This is a genomic window from Glaciecola sp. KUL10, assembly GCF_003203515.1.
GTDB lineage: Bacteria > Pseudomonadota > Gammaproteobacteria > Enterobacterales > Alteromonadaceae > Glaciecola.
In genome coordinates this window covers 215,710-232,817 of the sequence record NZ_BGNG01000005.1, presented here as the reverse complement: position 1 = coordinate 232,817, position 17,108 = coordinate 215,710, and the positions used below count along the sequence as shown (strand labels likewise).

General features: G+C 42.3%; 14 protein-coding genes. 7 read left to right on the top strand and 7 right to left on the bottom strand.

Annotated elements, in window-relative coordinates:
- Positions 1-132 precede the first annotated feature (132 nt).
- From KUL10_RS10645 to KUL10_RS10630, 4 genes are all read left to right on the top strand, one after another.
- Complete coding sequence (locus tag KUL10_RS10645) at positions 133-1,125, top strand: response regulator (protein WP_110428909.1); 993 nt, start codon at positions 133-135, stop codon at positions 1,123-1,125.
- Between the two features lie 3 nt (positions 1,126-1,128).
- Positions 1,129-1,611, top strand: coding sequence for a PAS domain-containing protein (locus KUL10_RS10640; RefSeq protein WP_110428908.1), 483 nt, complete (start codon positions 1,129-1,131; stop codon positions 1,609-1,611).
- 76 nt (positions 1,612-1,687) lie between these two features.
- Positions 1,688-3,418 carry a DUF1566 domain-containing protein gene (locus KUL10_RS10635; RefSeq protein ID WP_110428907.1) on the top strand — a complete coding sequence of 577 codons (1,731 nt, stop codon included), beginning with the start codon at positions 1,688-1,690 and terminating at the stop codon, positions 3,416-3,418.
- The gene (locus KUL10_RS10630; protein WP_110428906.1) at positions 3,415-3,954 is read left to right on the top strand and encodes a DUF1566 domain-containing protein; all 540 of its coding nucleotides are present in this window, start codon (positions 3,415-3,417) and stop codon (positions 3,952-3,954) included. The genes KUL10_RS10635 and KUL10_RS10630 overlap by 4 nt, the downstream gene beginning before the upstream one ends.
- Here KUL10_RS10630 and hemW read toward each other — a convergent pair.
- Genes hemW through srmB form a run of 3 tightly spaced genes read right to left on the bottom strand, consistent with a single transcriptional unit; the run spans position 3,951 to position 7,011 of the window.
- Complete coding sequence (gene hemW / locus KUL10_RS10625) at positions 3,951-5,108, bottom strand: radical SAM family heme chaperone HemW (RefSeq protein WP_110428905.1); 1,158 nt, start codon at positions 5,106-5,108, stop codon at positions 3,951-3,953. The two genes, KUL10_RS10630 and hemW, sit on opposite strands and share 4 nt — an antisense overlap.
- 15 nt (positions 5,109-5,123) lie before the next feature.
- Positions 5,124-5,726, bottom strand: coding sequence for an RdgB/HAM1 family non-canonical purine NTP pyrophosphatase (gene rdgB / locus KUL10_RS10620; protein WP_110428904.1), 603 nt, complete (start codon positions 5,724-5,726; stop codon positions 5,124-5,126).
- A 49-nt stretch (positions 5,727-5,775) separates the two neighbouring features.
- Positions 5,776-7,011, bottom strand: a complete 1,236-nt coding sequence (srmB, locus tag KUL10_RS10615) for an ATP-dependent RNA helicase SrmB (RefSeq protein ID WP_110429024.1) — start codon at positions 7,009-7,011, stop codon at positions 5,776-5,778.
- A gap of 267 nt (positions 7,012-7,278) precedes the next feature.
- Here srmB and KUL10_RS10610 point away from each other — a divergent pair, with 267 nt between their 5' ends.
- Positions 7,279-7,935 (top strand): hypothetical protein, encoded by a 657-nt coding sequence (locus tag KUL10_RS10610; RefSeq protein ID WP_110428903.1) that lies wholly within the window; start codon positions 7,279-7,281, stop codon positions 7,933-7,935.
- 50 nt (positions 7,936-7,985) lie between these two features.
- Here the strand turns inward: KUL10_RS10610 and KUL10_RS10605 are convergent, their stop codons facing one another.
- Genes KUL10_RS10605 through KUL10_RS10595 form a run of 3 tightly spaced genes read right to left on the bottom strand, consistent with a single transcriptional unit; the run spans position 7,986 to position 13,512 of the window.
- Positions 7,986-9,284, bottom strand: coding sequence for a hypothetical protein (locus KUL10_RS10605; protein WP_110428902.1), 1,299 nt, complete (start codon positions 9,282-9,284; stop codon positions 7,986-7,988).
- A gap of 27 nt (positions 9,285-9,311) precedes the next feature.
- Positions 9,312-12,257, bottom strand: a complete 2,946-nt coding sequence (locus KUL10_RS10600; protein WP_110428901.1) for a DUF2339 domain-containing protein — start codon at positions 12,255-12,257, stop codon at positions 9,312-9,314.
- 25 nt (positions 12,258-12,282) lie between these two features.
- A complete protein-coding gene (locus KUL10_RS10595) occupies positions 12,283-13,512 on the bottom strand; it encodes a multifunctional CCA addition/repair protein (RefSeq protein ID WP_110428900.1) in 1,230 nt (409 codons plus the stop codon).
- Between the two features lie 205 nt (positions 13,513-13,717).
- Here KUL10_RS10595 and KUL10_RS10590 point away from each other — a divergent pair, with 205 nt between their 5' ends.
- Together KUL10_RS10590 and KUL10_RS10585 are read left to right on the top strand one after the other, a co-directional pair.
- A complete protein-coding gene (locus KUL10_RS10590; RefSeq protein WP_110428899.1) occupies positions 13,718-14,626 on the top strand; it encodes an ExeA family protein in 909 nt (302 codons plus the stop codon).
- A complete protein-coding gene (locus KUL10_RS10585) occupies positions 14,627-15,775 on the top strand; it encodes a general secretion pathway protein GspB (RefSeq protein ID WP_110428898.1) in 1,149 nt (382 codons plus the stop codon).
- Here KUL10_RS10585 and KUL10_RS10580 read toward each other — a convergent pair.
- Complete coding sequence (locus KUL10_RS10580) at positions 15,761-17,062, bottom strand: HD domain-containing phosphohydrolase (RefSeq protein WP_233499786.1); 1,302 nt, start codon at positions 17,060-17,062, stop codon at positions 15,761-15,763. The genes KUL10_RS10585 and KUL10_RS10580 overlap by 15 nt on opposite strands.
- Positions 17,063-17,108 lie beyond the last annotated feature (46 nt).

Here is a 17,108-nt window from a genome sequence, read left to right as displayed (position 1 = left end):
TGAGCGTATTAAGACTGTTTAGCAAAATGAACCCAAATTACGTTTGCTTATTAGTACTAAAGTTTTGCTTATATTTTCCGTTACTTAGATAACGATTGGACATAAGTTGAATAACTTCAGGGCATATTATCGATGTTGTCAGTGCTAATTTGTGATGATTCGCTTGTTGCACGCAAGCAAGTTGCAAAGTGTTTACCCCAAGATTGGGAAGTTAACGTGCATTTTGCAAAACACGGCGAAGAAGCATTGCAAGCGCTTTGCGAAGGCAAGGGGCAGGTGTTATTACTCGACTTAAACATGCCTGTCATGGATGGATATCAGACCTTAGAAGCCATTCAAAAACAACAGTTATTGACTAAAACAATTGTGATTTCAGGTGACATTCAACCTGAAGCAAAGGCTCGAGTCCTAGGGCTAGGCGCCAGCGATTTTATTCAAAAACCAGTCAATGCCGAAGAGCTCACAAAAGTCCTACAAAAGCACAATGTATTGGAGTTAGCTGAAGAGCTTGCGCCGGAACCTGAAGAGCTTCCTGAAATTGTCCGTGACTGTTATCAAGAAGTCACTAATGTCGCGATGGGGCAAGCTGGAGACCATTTGGCGAGATTAATGGGAGTTTTTGTAAAACTGCCTGTTCCAAATGTCAACTTAATCGAAGTATCAGAGTTACATATGATGCTATCTGATGTCGATTCAAATGAACAAACTTCAGCGGTGTGCCAAGGTTTTTTGGGAGATGGCGTTAGTGGAGAAGCGCTTTGTGTCTTAAGTGATTCAAGCTTTGGAGATGTAGCAAAAATACTGAATATAACAGAAGACGTAGATGACGAACTTCAACTAGAAATGTTGATGGACGTCGCAAGCATACTTATAGGCACCTGTTTATCAGGAATTGCTAAACAACTGGATATGAACTTTAGGCAAGGCCACCCAGTTGTACTAGGGCAACATCAAAGCGTGCAAGAGTTGATTCAAGCAAATAAAGGGACATGGCGCAAAACGCTTGCGATTGAGCTCTCTTATGGTTTAGAGGGATACCACGTCCAATGCGACTTAGTGATTTTATTTACTGAGGATTCGATGGATACACTCAATTCCAAACTTTCACATTTAATGGAGGATTAAGCGATGTCGAACAATGCGCTTGATGAAATTTTAGAATTCCATTGGATGATGGATATGCTTCAAACGGTGGATGTGGGTATTGTTGTATTTGATCGAGATTACAATTTAAAAGTGTGGAATGGGTTTATGGAAGCTCATAGCGGTTTGTTGCCAAGTGATGTGCGCGATAAATCTTTATTTTCACTTTTTCCAGATATTAAAGAAGATTGGTTTAGGAAGAAAACGAAACCTGTTTTTGAGTTGCGCACACGAGCTTTTATCACATGGGAGCAACGACCTTATTTATTTAAGTTTCGAAATTATCGTCCCATTACAGGGACTGAACCTTTTATGTACCAAAACGTTGCGTTTTCGGCGCTTGTATCGGCCACAGGCACGGTGGATAACGTGTGTATGATGGTCTATGACATGTCTGATGCGGCGACTGCAAAAAAACAATTACTTGCGCTGCAAGTTGAGCAAAGTGAGAAAAACGAAAAAGCTTAAATCATCACCCTAATCTGGTCTGCATTTTGCTCAAGCCTCGTTGTCGATATTAATTCATAAATGAGGTTTTTTGTAGATGTCCCGCGCAAATCAACTGTTGCAACTTTTCTTCGGCTTGTTGGCTACTTTCGCATTAATAGCTTGCGGCGGTGGAGGCGGAAATGATGTTCCGGTGCCTCAAAAAATTCCCACATTATTAGTTAACGCTGGCCAAAATATTTCAGCAGAAGAAGGTGAAATTGTTGAGTTGAATGGCTCGGCGTCAGGCGGTGAGGGAGAGATCAGCTTTGCATGGAGTTCGGCTGATAACATTGATATTGAGCAATTACAAAATACTGCCGCAGCGGCAAGCCTTACTGCCCCATTGTCAATTCAAGACATGCAATATGAGTTGGTGTTAACCGCTACTGACGCGCGCGGCGTGAGCAGCAGTGACGCTATCACTTTGGCGGTAACAGCAAAGAACAGTTTGCCGGTGGCAGATATCCAAGTGACCCAGGCTCAAGGGTATGCAGAAAACACATTTCCAATTTTAAGTGAGATTACCTTAAGTGGAAGCGCAAGCACAGATTCAGATCCTCTTGATAGCGAGCAACCTAGTTTAACTTATCAATGGCAACAAGTGAGTGGCGAATCAGTGCTCAATGATGTAGACACCTCATCTGAAACATTGGTTTTTTCTGTTGGCGTAACGCAGTTTGATTATTCTGTCGTTCTTGAATTAATAGTCACTGATCAAGACGGTGCGACCGATACTACAGAAGTTAGTTTAACCATGCTTCAAGAGAGTAAATCGATACCTTTGGTTAGTATGGGACCTAACCTTGCTGTGTTAAGTGGTGAAAAGATCAATTTAGCTGCTTTTGCTCAAAGCATTGCCCCAAGTGCATCCCCTTTTTCTTTTCAATGGGCAGATGACTTTACAAGTGACATTGATTATCAGGATGCAACCAGCGCACGGACATTTGCTGTCGCACCAGATGTCGATGTGGCTACTGAGGTTATTTTTACTGTTGATGCCCAAGACCAATTTGGTAATGTGGCAACTAACAACATTTCGATGACTGTTTTACCTTTTACATTTGAAACCATCAACGATACCGGTGTCACCCTCGACGGCAGTGGAAATCGAAACACCGAAGCTTACCAAGCCGAGTACCCTGGGCAAGATGGCCATAGAGGAAAAGACACTGTTGCAAAATATGGCGTACTGAGAAAAGCGGGTACTGGCGCAAATGGTTTTGATTTTACTCGGTTAGATGTAAATGGTGCTGAGCTTAACGATGATACTGAGCCTTGGAATTGCGTCAGAGATAACATTACGGGCTTAGTTTGGCAAATCAAGAGCGAAGGCAGCGAAGAGAGCTTGCATAGCGCAGAACAGCAATTTACATGGTTCAGTGACAATGATAACGGTGGCTTTGAGGGAGTAGTTAATCCATCAAGCGATAGTTGTAACCTAGCCAGTGGCAACTGTAATACTCAAGCTTATATCCAAGCTGTTAATGAACAAGGTTTATGCAGCTTTTTTGATTGGCGGGTGCCATCACCTGATGAACTCATGTCGCTTTTGCATTTTGGTAAAACCTCAGCGCCACTCATTGACACCGATTTCTTTTTGAATTTAGAGACTAGTGATAGCAGTCCAATGTGGTTTTGGACGAATCAGCCTAATGCAGACGGTGTTACTGATAGTGGTGCGCAAAGTGTATGGGCAATCGATTTTGCGAGTGGTTTAGATGGTTTTTTAAATAAAGGGCAAACACATCGGTTGATGTTGGTACGCGCAGGGAGGGCAGTCGAATGAATATTGTCAAAACAATAAAATCTGTATTGTTCAGTAGTATGGTCTTAAGCGCCGTGGCTTTCGCAGAACAAGAATGTCTTACAACCGTACTAGAGACCGCTGCTGAAGATGAATTTGAAAAAATTGATGGCGGGCTCGTTTGGCACACCGAAACCAATCTAATTTGGATGCGATGTTCTTTGGGGCAAACCTGGGATGGAAGTGATTGTTTAGGGGAAGCTACCAAGTTCACATGGCAAGAAGCCCTGCAGATCAGCGTGGGCTATGAGTTTCTTGATTCAACTCAGTGGCGTTTACCGAATATTAAAGAATTGGTTTCAATTACGGAAAAATCTTGCGTACGTCCTTCTATCAATGATGGCAATTTCCCACAAACACCACCAGATGACTTTTGGACATCGACGCCTGTCTCAACCGATGGGGTTCGCGCGTGGGGCGTTGCCTTTTTTAATGCGAGTATTTCGCATAAAAGCAAAGAACGTTCGCTACATGTACGCCTTGTTAGAACGGCGCTACCCAGCGAACGAAATGATTAAACGAATGAGTCTAGTAGTGAGTTTAGGTAACGCCTTCCAAGCTCCGTGACTTGCCAGGTCGTGGGGGTTTCTGTAATTAAGCCCTGTTGAATAGCTTTGCTAATCGTTTGGGTATCTTGCTGTCCAAGTGTAGAGTAGGTCAGTCGTTCAAAATCATCTTTTGGACACGCTTCAACTAGACGGAAGCGATTCATGAAAAACTCAAATGTCAGGTCAGCTTTGTCCACAGTGGTCATTTGGTTTAAGTAGGGTTTACTCAAGTCCATATAACCCTTGGGATGTTTGATTTTAACACTACGATTTATTTCGCCAGTGTGCAGGTTAGTTATTTTGCCATGAGCGCCACAGCCGATTCCTAAGTAATCGCCATATCGCCAATAATTGAGGTTGTGTTGACATTGATGCTCAGGTTTCGAATAGCCTGAGATTTCATATTGATGATAGCCCGCTTGACTCAAGAGCGCATGACCTTGTTCTTGAATATCCCATAAAACATCATCGTCGGGTAAAGTAGGAGGCCTAGACGCAAACGAAGTGTTGGGTTCTATTGTAAGCTGGTACCAAGACAAATGAGGCGGTTGCAAACGAATGGCTGTTTTTAAGTCGTGTAATGCAAGGTTAAGGTCTTGTTGCGGTAAGCCATGCATTAGATCCAAGTTGTAGCTCGACAGCCCGATAGTTCCGGCTAACTCAACAGCCCGAAACGCCTGCTGGCTATCATGGATTCGACCCAGCAGGTCAAGGTGCTTTTCAGAAAAGCTTTGTACGCCTACCGAAATACGATTAACCCCAGCTTGGTAAAAGCCCTTAAATTTATCAGCCTCAACAGTGCCTGGGTTAGCTTCCATTGTTATCTCGGCATTTGCTGCAACAGGCAAGCGTCGCTTAATGCCCGCAATTAATGTGCGCATATCTTCAACTGGCAATAAACTAGGCGTGCCACCACCAATAAAAATAGAGCTCACTTCTCTAATATTTCCGCGGTAAGAAATAGTTTTTAAATCAGCACTTAAGTCGTCTAATAAATGCGCTACATATTCTTTACTTGGAATCTCACCTTTTAGATTGTGCGAATTAAAATCACAATACGGGCATTTTTGAACACACCATGGAATGTGAACATAAAGTCCAAGAGGAATGTCATTTATTTGCATGAGAGTGATGGACCGCTAAGCTAACATAGGGAGCATATGTTGCATTAATAATTTAAGCGCTTTACCTCGATGGCTTTGTGCATTTTTCGTATCTTTATCCAATTGAGCTGCGCTCAAGTTCTGTTCGGGCAGCCAAAACACAGGGTCATAGCCAAATCCGCCGGCACCGTGCCTTTGTGTGGCTATTTCGCCATGCCATTCGCCTTGGCAAATAATCGGTGTGGGATCGTCCTTGTGCTGCATAAAAACCAAGACACATAAAAAGCGAGCATTGCGATCTTGTTTGCCTTCAAGCGCGATAAGTAACTTATCAATGTTGTTGGCATCGTCAGAGGGCTCACCAGCATATCTTGATGAATAGATACCAGGCGCTCCACCGAGGGCATCGACCGCTAACCCGCTGTCATCAGCGATACTAGGAAGACCGGTGATGACAGCTGCATTTCTTGCTTTAATTATTGCGTTTTCAACAAAAGTGGTACCCGTTTCGGGCGCATCAGGCACATTAAACGCTGACTGAGGTTTGATATCTATATTGTAGCTATCAAACAGGCTCGCAAACTCAGCGACCTTGCCTTTGTTGCCGGTTGCTAAAACAATTTTACTAAACTGTGTCATTTAAGTTGCCTTTTGCTAATGAGTGTTACCAAGGATATTAACGCTTGTTTTATGACGTTTTCTTTGGTTTTGTTTTTGCTCGTTTTTTTGCTTTTGCTGCTGCTTGTTTTTTGGTTTTAGTTTTTTTCTTCTTTGTAAATGTCGGTGGTTTATTCTTCGGCTTTAAGCTATCGATCACTCTTGCTTTGAAAGGTTCGTTTGTATAGCGGGCGACTTTGCCAACCCAAACAAAATCGTGGGCTTCTATCAACGAAATAGCAACGCCTTTAGCGCCGGCTCTTCCTGTTCTGCCTATGCGATGTACGTACACATCAGCCCCTCGCGGCATATCATAGTTTATAACATGAGAAACATTAGGAACATCAATACCACGTGCGGCGACATCGGTCGCTACCAACACATTGGTTTCGCCAGATTTGAAACTTGCCAATGCTGCATTACGCTTATCTTGCGGCATTTCGCCTTGCAAGTAGCTGACTTTAAACCCTTTACTGTGCAGAAAATCTTTTAGGTTATGTAACCGCTCACGTGTCTTGACAAATGCAATGCATGAAGTGATTGATTCGCTTAAATGGTGAACTAGTAAATCGTTTTTATGGGTGAGATCGTCAGCAAGGTGATACCACTGTAAAATTTTGTTTTTCTCTTTGCGCGACGGGTTAGCCGAAAGGGTTTCTGGCTCTTTTAGTAGCTCTTTTGCAAAGTCTCTGACACCGCGACCTTCTAGCGTTGCCGAAAAAAGCATCGTCTGTTTGCGCCAGCGTGCTTCCCCTGCGATTTGATGAACAATAGATGCGAACCCCATGTCTAACATGCGATCAGCTTCATCTAAGATAAGTGATTCAATATCTCTACAATCAAAGCTTTCTTGTTCGATGTGTTCAAACAGCCGCCCAGGTGTGGCTACCATGATGTCGCAATGACCAGAGAGTGTTTCTCGGTCTGTGCCATAATTAATCCCACCAGTAATCACACCTACAGTTAACTTGGTATATTTGGTGATCGCCCGAGCTTGCTCAGCTACCTGATTAGCAAGCTCTCGGGTGGGAACCAATACTAAAGCACGTGTTGATGTTGCCTCTGTGCGATGGTAATCAAGAAGATATTGGCAAACGGGAAACAAAAAAGCGCCGGTTTTTCCGGTGCCAGTAGGTGCTTCTGCCAATACATCTTTGCCTTCCATTGCATGAGGGATTACCAATGATTGAATACTGGTTGGTTTTTCAAACCCCATATCTGCCGCTGCACGGCATAATTCATCATCTAACTCTAACTGTTCAAACATACGTACTCTGTCTTTGTAAGGAAAAATCAAGCAAATGCTTGAAATCAATGGAGCAGGGTACTTTATTTGCGAATAAATTGCATTCATTGTGATTTAATGTAAGCGCTTGCAAAGTGAGATTGATTTTGTGTAAAGTAAATGTAATCGTTATGTTAGCGATGATTAACTAAAGATTAGCGCTGCTTTTTTACCATGGAGACAACAACTATTGTGTCCATGTATTTCGCAATATATTGTTAGCGTTAACAATTTGATGGATCGAAGAAAATGAACCATAAAACCCTAAAGACTTGTGCAAACAACACGCTGAAAAGTTTGCTTTTATTAACTTCAATTGCGATAAGCAGTGCAAATAGCTATGCCGAAGATCGCAGCAGAGAGATAGATGTTGTTTACAGCAAGTTGATCTCTGCATTGCCTGATGAGGGAACCTTGATGGTCGCTCCCTTTGCCGAGAGCCTGCAAACCTTTGGTGACGATATCAAAGCAAAGTACAACAAAGAAAGCGACGCTTTAGGTGGCGTAGCGCTAGAGATAAAAACGAAACGTGGCAAAAATCCGTGGGATGCCGGTGTCTTTAATCCTTCTGGCGTGGCGATTGAAAAAGGCGACGTGCTGTATATGGCTTTTTTCGCTAAAGCTATTAAACAACCGATGGGCAATAAAACTGCAGTGATCAAAAATGTGGGTGTGCAAAAAGCAAGCGAGCCCTACACGACGATTATTGGTAGAGACTTTGAGCTGACATCAGATTGGCAAAGCTTTGCATTAGCGGGTGTGGCGAGCGATAGCTATGACGCTAATGAAGCTCAAGTCTCGATGCAAATCGCCACGGGGAAACAAGAAATTGCGATAGGTGCAGTATTTTTGTTTAACTTGGGCAAGAACGCTGATCCCACTAATCTGCCGTTTCTCACAAAATAAAGAAAGTCAAAGCTTGGTTGTTTTACCTTTAACAGCCAAGCTAACATGGTTTACTTTCTAAAGGGGATATACCATTCCCTGATTGGTTGCTCGTCTGCGACAAATTGTTTTGTCACCATTAGCGTATATGCACCTGGCGACTTATCGTGTATCGGGATATAGGCCAAAACACCAAATTGTTTAGTAATCGGATGATCATACTTGCGCATTTCCAACTTTAATTCTTCATCGTCTAAAAATATTTGATGGTAGCTTTGATAGCACTGTAGATAAGCATTTTGAATGTGTAAGCCATTTGTTTGTGAGTGTGCTGACTCTTCGTTTAGACCATCACAGTATTGCTTTTGTAGTGGCCTTTCACTTTTATATATTGGAATAAACAACTTCACATAGTTTTCTTGGATAATGTCCGAGGGGATTTCAGGGCTAATCAAGTAGGAAAAATTTTCTCTTTTTTCGTTTTCGCTTGCATACATTCCGTTGTATGTCTTGGTGCTATTAAAAAATATATCAGAATTGATTAAATATAAGATGTGGGTTTTAGTGATTTGACTGATAGAAACAAAGGTACCGACAAGTAAAAATACAATAATTAAAAAAGACAGTGCCTTGTCTTTTTTAAAATTAGTGGTAAACATCATGAAAACTTGCAGAATATTCTTGTGCATTGGGCCGTTTAAAAGCGGCCACGAGAGTTTTACGGCGATGTAGTAGTAATGTTGTACTCTTTCATTATGCTTAAAGCGTTTGAGGTTGGCTATACTCGAAATTAATATTTGAATGACAGAAATTGTTGCAATGATCGCTGCGGGAAAAAGTAAAACCCACCACGCAACAAAGGGCAGCAGCAAGTTGAACGCTAACAAGTATAACGTAGAAAAAATAACCAAGTAGACGAACATGAATAACACAGCAAATGCCGCTGAGAAAATCACACTGCACAATTGATCGACTTTTTGAATGGTGTCCAGCACTCGCGGTAATATTTTTACCAGCTTCTTAGTATAAATCGGTGAAAATAGACTATTGTCGAAATCATAATCTGGGAAAACTGAATTTAGTCCAACCAGCCCCACCCAATATGCACGCAACGAGAAGTGAATCACAAACATAGCGCACAACGTACTGACAGCAATGAGCGCGTAAAAAGTGATCATATATCCAATGTCATATTGATGCATGGGCAACACATTAATAAAGTAATTTGCTAACCAATCGATGATGCTAAAAAGTTGAAATGTACCGAATAGCGCAAGTGCGGATACTAAAAGCTCGGCTTCCCAACTCTCTTCTTTGAGGCGTTCTATCCAAGGCCTTTTTTCGGTTTTGTGAGTTATTTCTTCGTTCATAAATCCATTCAATCAATTGCTAAATAACTATGTTTCACTAGGCGAATGACCTAATGAGTGGCGCAGTATGTCTTTGGTAATGATTTTTTGGTACCAAAAGCTTGCAAACAGAATAAATACGCCTATGCCGATAAACAATACCACCTTTTGCCACAGAATAACTTGTGCTGTATCGATCACCGCAAGCTTCAAAATACCCATTGCAATCAGCACAAAACCATAACGAACTGTTGCAACACGTCTGTTTTTTAAAAACAATACAGCGGTTCCATGCGCTGCCAAGATTGGTGCAATCGCCAGATCGAAATTTAAATAACTTAGATGACCCAACATTAATAAATAAGTAATCACCGCGTAAGAGTGTACTAAGAGATCGGCGTTTTGCTTGTGTTTTTCGATTTGCTTTTTGGCCACTTGATGGAGTGAAGGCAATGATATTTTTTTGATCATAACATAAGCGGCTACTCCCAATATCATGCTCGGATAGATTGCAAAGTGAAGGTATGAGTGTGAACCTTCGCTAAGCAACAGCCAAGAAACTAATGTAGTGAGCACCAATACTATGAGGTGAAAAACAGCGTTTCTGGCAAAAACCTGAAAACGATTAGAATCGACCAGTACCCATAGCGAATAGCTTGTCACCAATAGCATGGCTAAAATTTCGGGTCGCATTAGGTCTAAATTCAGTCCCACGGTATTAGAGAGACTATTCACTATAAATAACCCTAATAAAATTGCCGCAACGTTAACGATTGCGCTTTGGATAAAGTAGTTATGATGCTGATTAGGGACCGGTTTTTTAGCAAAATAATGGGCCGTTGAAGCAATAACTACTAATCCAATCACCGCAACTAAACTGCTAATCAAGAGATTAATTTGATTGTTGTACGCATCAACTAACGTAAGTTTGATGGTCGTTATCAATACTAGCGCAAGGCTCAGTACTCTGCTTTGAATACCTATTAACTTCGAATTGATTAAGTGAGCAATTATTATGCTAAGAAAGGGCGATAACCACAAAACAAGTAAAATATCTTCCTGCAAATGACGAAAGGCGAAACCTATCCAGCAAATTGGCAATAAAAAGTAAAAGGCAAGTCTTGCAGTTTCTGCTATCTCAGACAACCTGCTCATAGGATAGAATTTTCGATAAAAAGCAGACCATAACCATAGCTGAGTAAAGGCTAAACCAAGTGAGAACTGTGCGAACATTGGGAGCAGTGAAAAGTGATAGGTTTGGACTTGATTTGCACCTAGCACTACATAGGCAAGTGGAAATAAAATCAAACTAACAGCCAGTAATTCCAATTGCGAAAGTTTAGTGTGACGCGCCCTAAACATCAATGCAGTTTGCACCGCGATAGCGCTTAAACCCGCCCATTCGTCAAGCCAAATATAGGCACAAGTGAGTAGGATAATCGCAACCCATGCTGATTCGAAAAAGATTAAAACAGGGTCTATTTGTTTTTCGATATAGCTATTGAGCTGATTTGTATTTGTTGCGGAGGCAATTAACCGTTGCCAAATCCCGATCGTGGCACCAATCACGATGACAATTAGCCAACCATCCAAACGCAACAACACGGGCTCGGGAAAGTATGGGAAAATTGCAATTATGCAGTAGGTAATTGCTAGTGCACATAACGCTTGACCGTGATGGATGAGCTTTATCAAGTCATAGCGTAGACTCATGTATATCAACAACAAGCCTTCAATTGCCCATGCGATTCCCCAATACGTAGGGGTCAGTAGAGCAACAATAGTAAGTGCTAGCCAAGCAGCACCAATTATCATGCCTAAATGGGAATAACGATGACGTTCTCGGTACAATATATAGCTTGCTAGTAACGAGATAACGGCGTTGATTAAAAACTGGAAAGCAAGTTCTTCAAAACCAAACTGTTCACTTTGTAACAATAATACAAGGCTTGCGCCAAAGTTGGCTGCTAAAGAGATTAGGAGGCGGCTCTTACTCGTTTCTTCTTTGTATAAAGAAACCATCAGATAGCAGAAGAATAACAAATAAAACGCGTTTATCATCCAAGCTGCCATTTCGACATTGCTATTTGATTCAACCCATCCAAGTGCAATAAAACTGAAGACAAACGTGATATTACTGAGCCAGTAGCCTACGTATCGATGCCCGATCATCAGACTGCTTAAACTGACTAACCAGACTGCGATTAAATAAAAAGTAGGGGCAATGTTACTTGCACCGGCGATCATTGGAATAACAGTAATGCCAACAATCCCCATAACAGCGACGACCTTAGTTTCTAAATACAGGGCTAAATAATGGCAAGCAAACGCTGTAAGGGCATACAAGCTTAAAGTTACAAGCGCAGGTAAGAAAGAATAAACACTGCCTACAAAATAGATAGTAATGAAGCAAAGCAGTAAGCCTAAACTAACGATAGCACTAGCATATTCAGAGTATGTGGTTTTGGCTTTTAGATACAAACCACCTGCAACGACCGCTAGTGCAGTGGTGCCAAGCAGTGCTGATTTTGCATCTGCGGCAAGTTCATCGATTACTAACTGTAATAGATATGCGAAGCCGAACAAAACCAATCCAACACCCGACACAGTCAGAATCGCAATGCCTAGCATGCCACGTGCTTTATAGCTCGAATAGATGTTAACAACAGGGGTGAAGCAATCAAAAACCATTGCTAAAAACTGAGCAATAAGTTGATTAATAAACGAAGAGCTTTTAGATGTAGACTCGGCTGGACTTGAAGCTGAACTTGAAGCTGAACTTGAACCTGAACTTGGTTTCGATGGAAACGGCATGCTTGTAGTAGGTTCAGCATTTACAGGCATTTGTTCGTTTGAGCTTGTTGCTTCTGAAGCCGAGACATCAATACGAGCTTCGAGCTCCGCAATTTTTTTGGAGAGAAGCATGCCTTTTAAAAGCATTTGGTTTTTTAGCTCCTCTAACTCTTCCTTAAGAGACTCGATTTCCTTATTCAATTCCTTCTCCAACTCTATATATAGGTTAGGCGCATCGCAAATAACCTGATTCTTTAATCCTTTGAAGCCTTTGCTCGTCAATTGCTTGTTTAATATCAGCGCCCTTCAGACCTGCACTTACAAATGGTTTGGCCGTTACTTTTTGGCAGCTATTCAATATATTAAGCCATTGTTCACGCTGTGGATATTCAAGCAACGCGAAATTTTTTCGCCCTGCAAAGTCAGCATAACAGGTATCGAGGAGTTGTTTAAATCGTTCAGGTTTGCGCCAAGCGTCAGTTTTATTCAATACATTTAACACTGATTCAGGACTTTGGTCTGACAGCCGATGGACTGCGCTGTGATGACTGCTCACCAATAATGCCAATTCTGCACAATCATTGGGTACTTTCAAGCGTTTGCTTAATTCTTTGATAGGTGGCAAGCCAAGATCATCGTGTCCTCGGTGTGATGGCCATTGGGTTGTATCCGTTAGGCCTTTACCAAAGTCATGTACAAGTGCTGCGAATCTGACACTGAGTTGGTCACTGATTCTACAAGCCTGTTTTAAAACCATCATAGTATGCAGGCCGGTGTCGATTTCGGGGTGCCAACGACTTGGGTTAGGAATGCCCCATAGTTTTTCTAACTCTGGAAACCAGTGACTTAAAGCATCGACTGATTTGAGTATTGAAAAGTAAATATCGGGGTGTTGTTCAAGCAAGCTTCTTGATGTCTCTTTCCAAACACGCTCGGCACTTAAATGAGCGAGCTCACCTGATTGACTGATGGTTTTCATTAAACTTAAGGTTTGATTGGCGACTGCAAAACCGTGGTCTTTATAGCGAGCTGCAAACCGAGCGACTCTAAATACACGCAGGGGATCTTCAATAAATGCGTCTGAAACATGCCGTAAAACACCCCGATTTAAGTCAACTTGACCTTGATATGGGTCGATTATGTTGCCATTTTCGTCCATTGCCATCGCGTTGACCGTTAAGTCTCGTCTCAGCAAATCTTGTTCAAGTGTCACTTCTGAGCTGGCATTGCATTCAAAGCCTTTGTAACCATGTCCGCGTTTTCGTTCGGTGCGTGCCAGCGCATATTCTTCTTTGGTTTTGGGGTGTAAAAATACCGGAAAGTCTGCGCCAACACGGGTGTAGCCTAAATCAAGCATTTGTTGTTCAGTGCCGCCAACGACTACCCAGTCACGTTCGATAATAGGGCGTTTTAATAGCGTGTCTCTGACCGCGCCGCCGACTAAATATACTTTCACTTACACTCCATCTCACGATACGATTTTTGAAGGTGCCGATTTATATTGAGTAAGCCTAAACCTTACGTTGACTTAGTTGTCTATACTGGTTAGTTTAATCGGCATTGCAATACGGCTTGCGGCACAAATGCCGGCTTAGTTACCCGAGCGTTTATACTAACGCCCTTAGAATATTACAGACATAATAATAACAAGTTGCGCGAATATGTACTTATCTTATTTTGGCCTGTCGGATAATCCTTTTTCGATAGCGCCCAATCCCGACTATTTGTTTATGAGTCCGCGCCACCGCGAGGCCTTATCCCATCTGACCTTTGGCTTAAAAGAATCTGGTGGCTTTGTGATGCTAACCGGTGAAGTCGGCACCGGTAAAACCACGGTGTCGCGCAAACTTATGCAAGATTTGTCAGAAGACACTCAAACCGCAGTGATTTTAAACCCTACCTTGTCGGCCTTAGAACTATTGGCAACGGTTTGTGATGAGTTGGGCATTCAATATGATGTGCGTACAAGTAGCTTAAAAACCTACACTGACTTAATCCTAAAGAAATTAGCCAGTAACCACGAAGCGGGCATCAATACTGTACTGATTATCGACGAAGCGCAGCACTTGCTCCCTGAAGTCTTAGAGCAACTGCGCTTACTCACTAATTTAGAAACTAATCGAGAAAAGTTGCTCAAAATCGTATTAATCGGGCAACCTGAATTGCAGCAGCTCTTGCGTCGAAACGAACTTCGTCAGTTGGCTCAACGCGTTACCGCCAGATATCATTTATTGCCCTTAACGGTTGATGAAGTGGGCTTATACGTCGTGCATCGCCTAAGTGTTGCCAATGGGTTACCCCAACTATTTTCAGCCTCAGCCCTTAAAGCTTTGTTTCAAATCAGCGGTGGGATCCCAAGAGTGATTAACCTTCTATGTGATCGCGCATTGACCCTTGCATACTCACTACAAAAGCCGATGGTCGATCATCAAATTATGATGGCCGCAAGTTACCAAGTGTTGGGGCAAGATATTGTTGAGCAACGAAACAGAGATAAACTTAAATGGCCATTTATTGTCAGTTTTGGCATCGCGCTTTTGTTGGGTTTTGTTGTGGGAGTGAATGCGTAAATGCTTAAACAAGTCATTATTGAAGAATTAACGCCAGGCATGATGGTGAGTCGTGTTGTCGAACAAAACGGTGCGGTGAAGATTCGTAAAGTGGGCATGATTCGCAGCCCTGAGATGATAAAAGGCCTCAAAGAAATGGGCGTTTTAAAGCTTGAAGTGGATCTTGAGCAAAGTGTTGGCCTTGAGAGTGATGTCGAATCTGAACAAGCTCTCGTTACTTCGCAACCTACACACAAAGATAAAGAATTAACACCTACTCAGCTATTAATGAATAGTGATAAAGCGGTGGCTTCTGCTGATAGAGGCTTGTCGCAGCAATTTCATCGCTCTATGTTTATGCCCAGTCCCGATACGCTGCCATCTAAATGGCATTTGTATGGGAGAACAGCTTCCATGTTTGTTGGACTAATTGTACTGGGAGGGCTTTTGGGCTTTTCACTCGCTAAAACGCCGAGCTGGTTGGCTGGATTATCAACGCCTACCGAATCGTCAATGCCTATTGCGGCTTTGAGTGATGATAAAAATGAGCTAGAAAATGCTAGTGTACATGATGAAAAACCAGCCGACACCGACGAACTTGAAAACGGGGTTGTCGCTGAAATTGATAGTGAAATTGATAGTGAAGCTACTGGTGAATCAGACAGCGGAGTTGTTAGCAGTGTTGATGAGAGTAACAACGCGACGAATGACGAGCAAGCGCCAATTGTGCTTGGTTATCAGCCAGAAAATGCGCAAGCACTCGTGCGACCAAATCAAGTTGTTGAGCCTGAAGATAGCAATACTCAGGTGGCTGCCGCGCCCGCTATTTCGCCTGAACTTTTAGCTAAGTTTAATGCGGCGATTGCTGAATTAGACAGTGAGAAACAACAAACTGAAGCACAAAGCCCTGCGCAAAATAATGAATATGATGATGTGCCTAGAGTTGATCAACTACCGGTGGCGGTGCTTACCGATTTACCTGCGATGACCTTTAGCGCTCACATGTACGCAAGCTTGCCAGAAAACCGCTGGGTAAGAGTGAATGGCTTGAGAATGGTTGAGGGTGACTATATTGATGATCAGCTTCAGATCGTTAACATTGAACCTCAACGCGTGATTCTTTCATTTCGAGAAAACGTGTTTTCAATGAACGCATTAACTGACTGGTAAAAACGCTTTTTTAAAGAAGCTGGATAGGCTAATAGAGAACTCTTCTGGCCTTATGCCGCTCACTATTTCGATGTCAGTTTGCGCAAGGTCGACACGCTCAATGTCAGTGTGTACGTGCCCTTGAATATGATAAAAAGACATGACGACTGGTTTGAGTGGATCATTGACGTTTCGTTTACTGACTACGGCTAAGCGATCGTTACTAAGCTTCACCAAAGAACCTAATGGGTGTAAGCCTATTGCGTTAATGAATTCCCTAACTAATAGAGTGTTCATCGAGGGATCTGATTGTAGTTTTTTGAGTGCATCCGTTGCATTATCGGAGCATTTGTAAACACGATTAGTGATCATCGCGTCATAACTGTCGACTATCGCTGCCATTTGAGCATAGTCGCTAAGTTGCTGTGCTGTTTTTCCTTTAGGATAACCAGAGCCATCTGCGCGTTCGTGGTGATTTTGAATCACATCGTAAACAATGGGGGGCACGTCAGCAAAACGCTCCACCAATTCGTAGCCTATATCGATGTGGCTTCTAATAACCGTCCAATCAGATGCAGAAAATCCGTCCTGTTTGGTCAGTAATTCAGCTGGAAGTGAAGCCATGCCAATATCCATCAGCAAACCCGCTTGCGTTAAGTCTTCTACTTCCGCTTGTGACATTTTTTTGTAAGTAGCGAACATCGCTAACAGAATCGAGCAGTTAAGTGCGTGTTCTACTAAATAATCATCAGCACCTTTCAACATCATCAAGCAAGCTAAAGATTCACTATTATCAAAAACTGAATCAATAATATCTTGGCTGAGGTGATTCAATTGGTTGAAATCGGGCGTGGCACCACTTCTAAGTTGCTTTACAAAGTCTTTTTGAATGTCTTTCGCTTGATCATACAATGCGCTGGCTTCTTCTAGTTTTTCGGGACAAACCTCACTACTAAAGGGCATATCAGGTACGGCTTGAATACGCTCAGCGGCAGTCTCTTTGGGTTTTTTAATGACTGTTGGTTCTGGCTTAACAGTCGGTTTTGGAGCAATAGTCGGTTCGGGAGAAACGGGTGGCTCAGGTGGAACATACTCGACTTTGCTTTTATTCAAATTAATTTCAATGCGCGTCACGCCTTTGCTTTCCAACACTTTAATGATGTTGTCGCTTTTAACGAGACCACTGCTTTTAACAAGCACATTACCAGTTTGCTCGACGACTCTCTCGACGAACATTCCGACTTTTAATTCTGATAAACTTATTTCTTGCAACATAAAGACGACAAATGCTTCCTGATTGGAACTCATAACAAACACGCCAAAACACTGTCTTACTAGTATTTTGGCTGCTTAA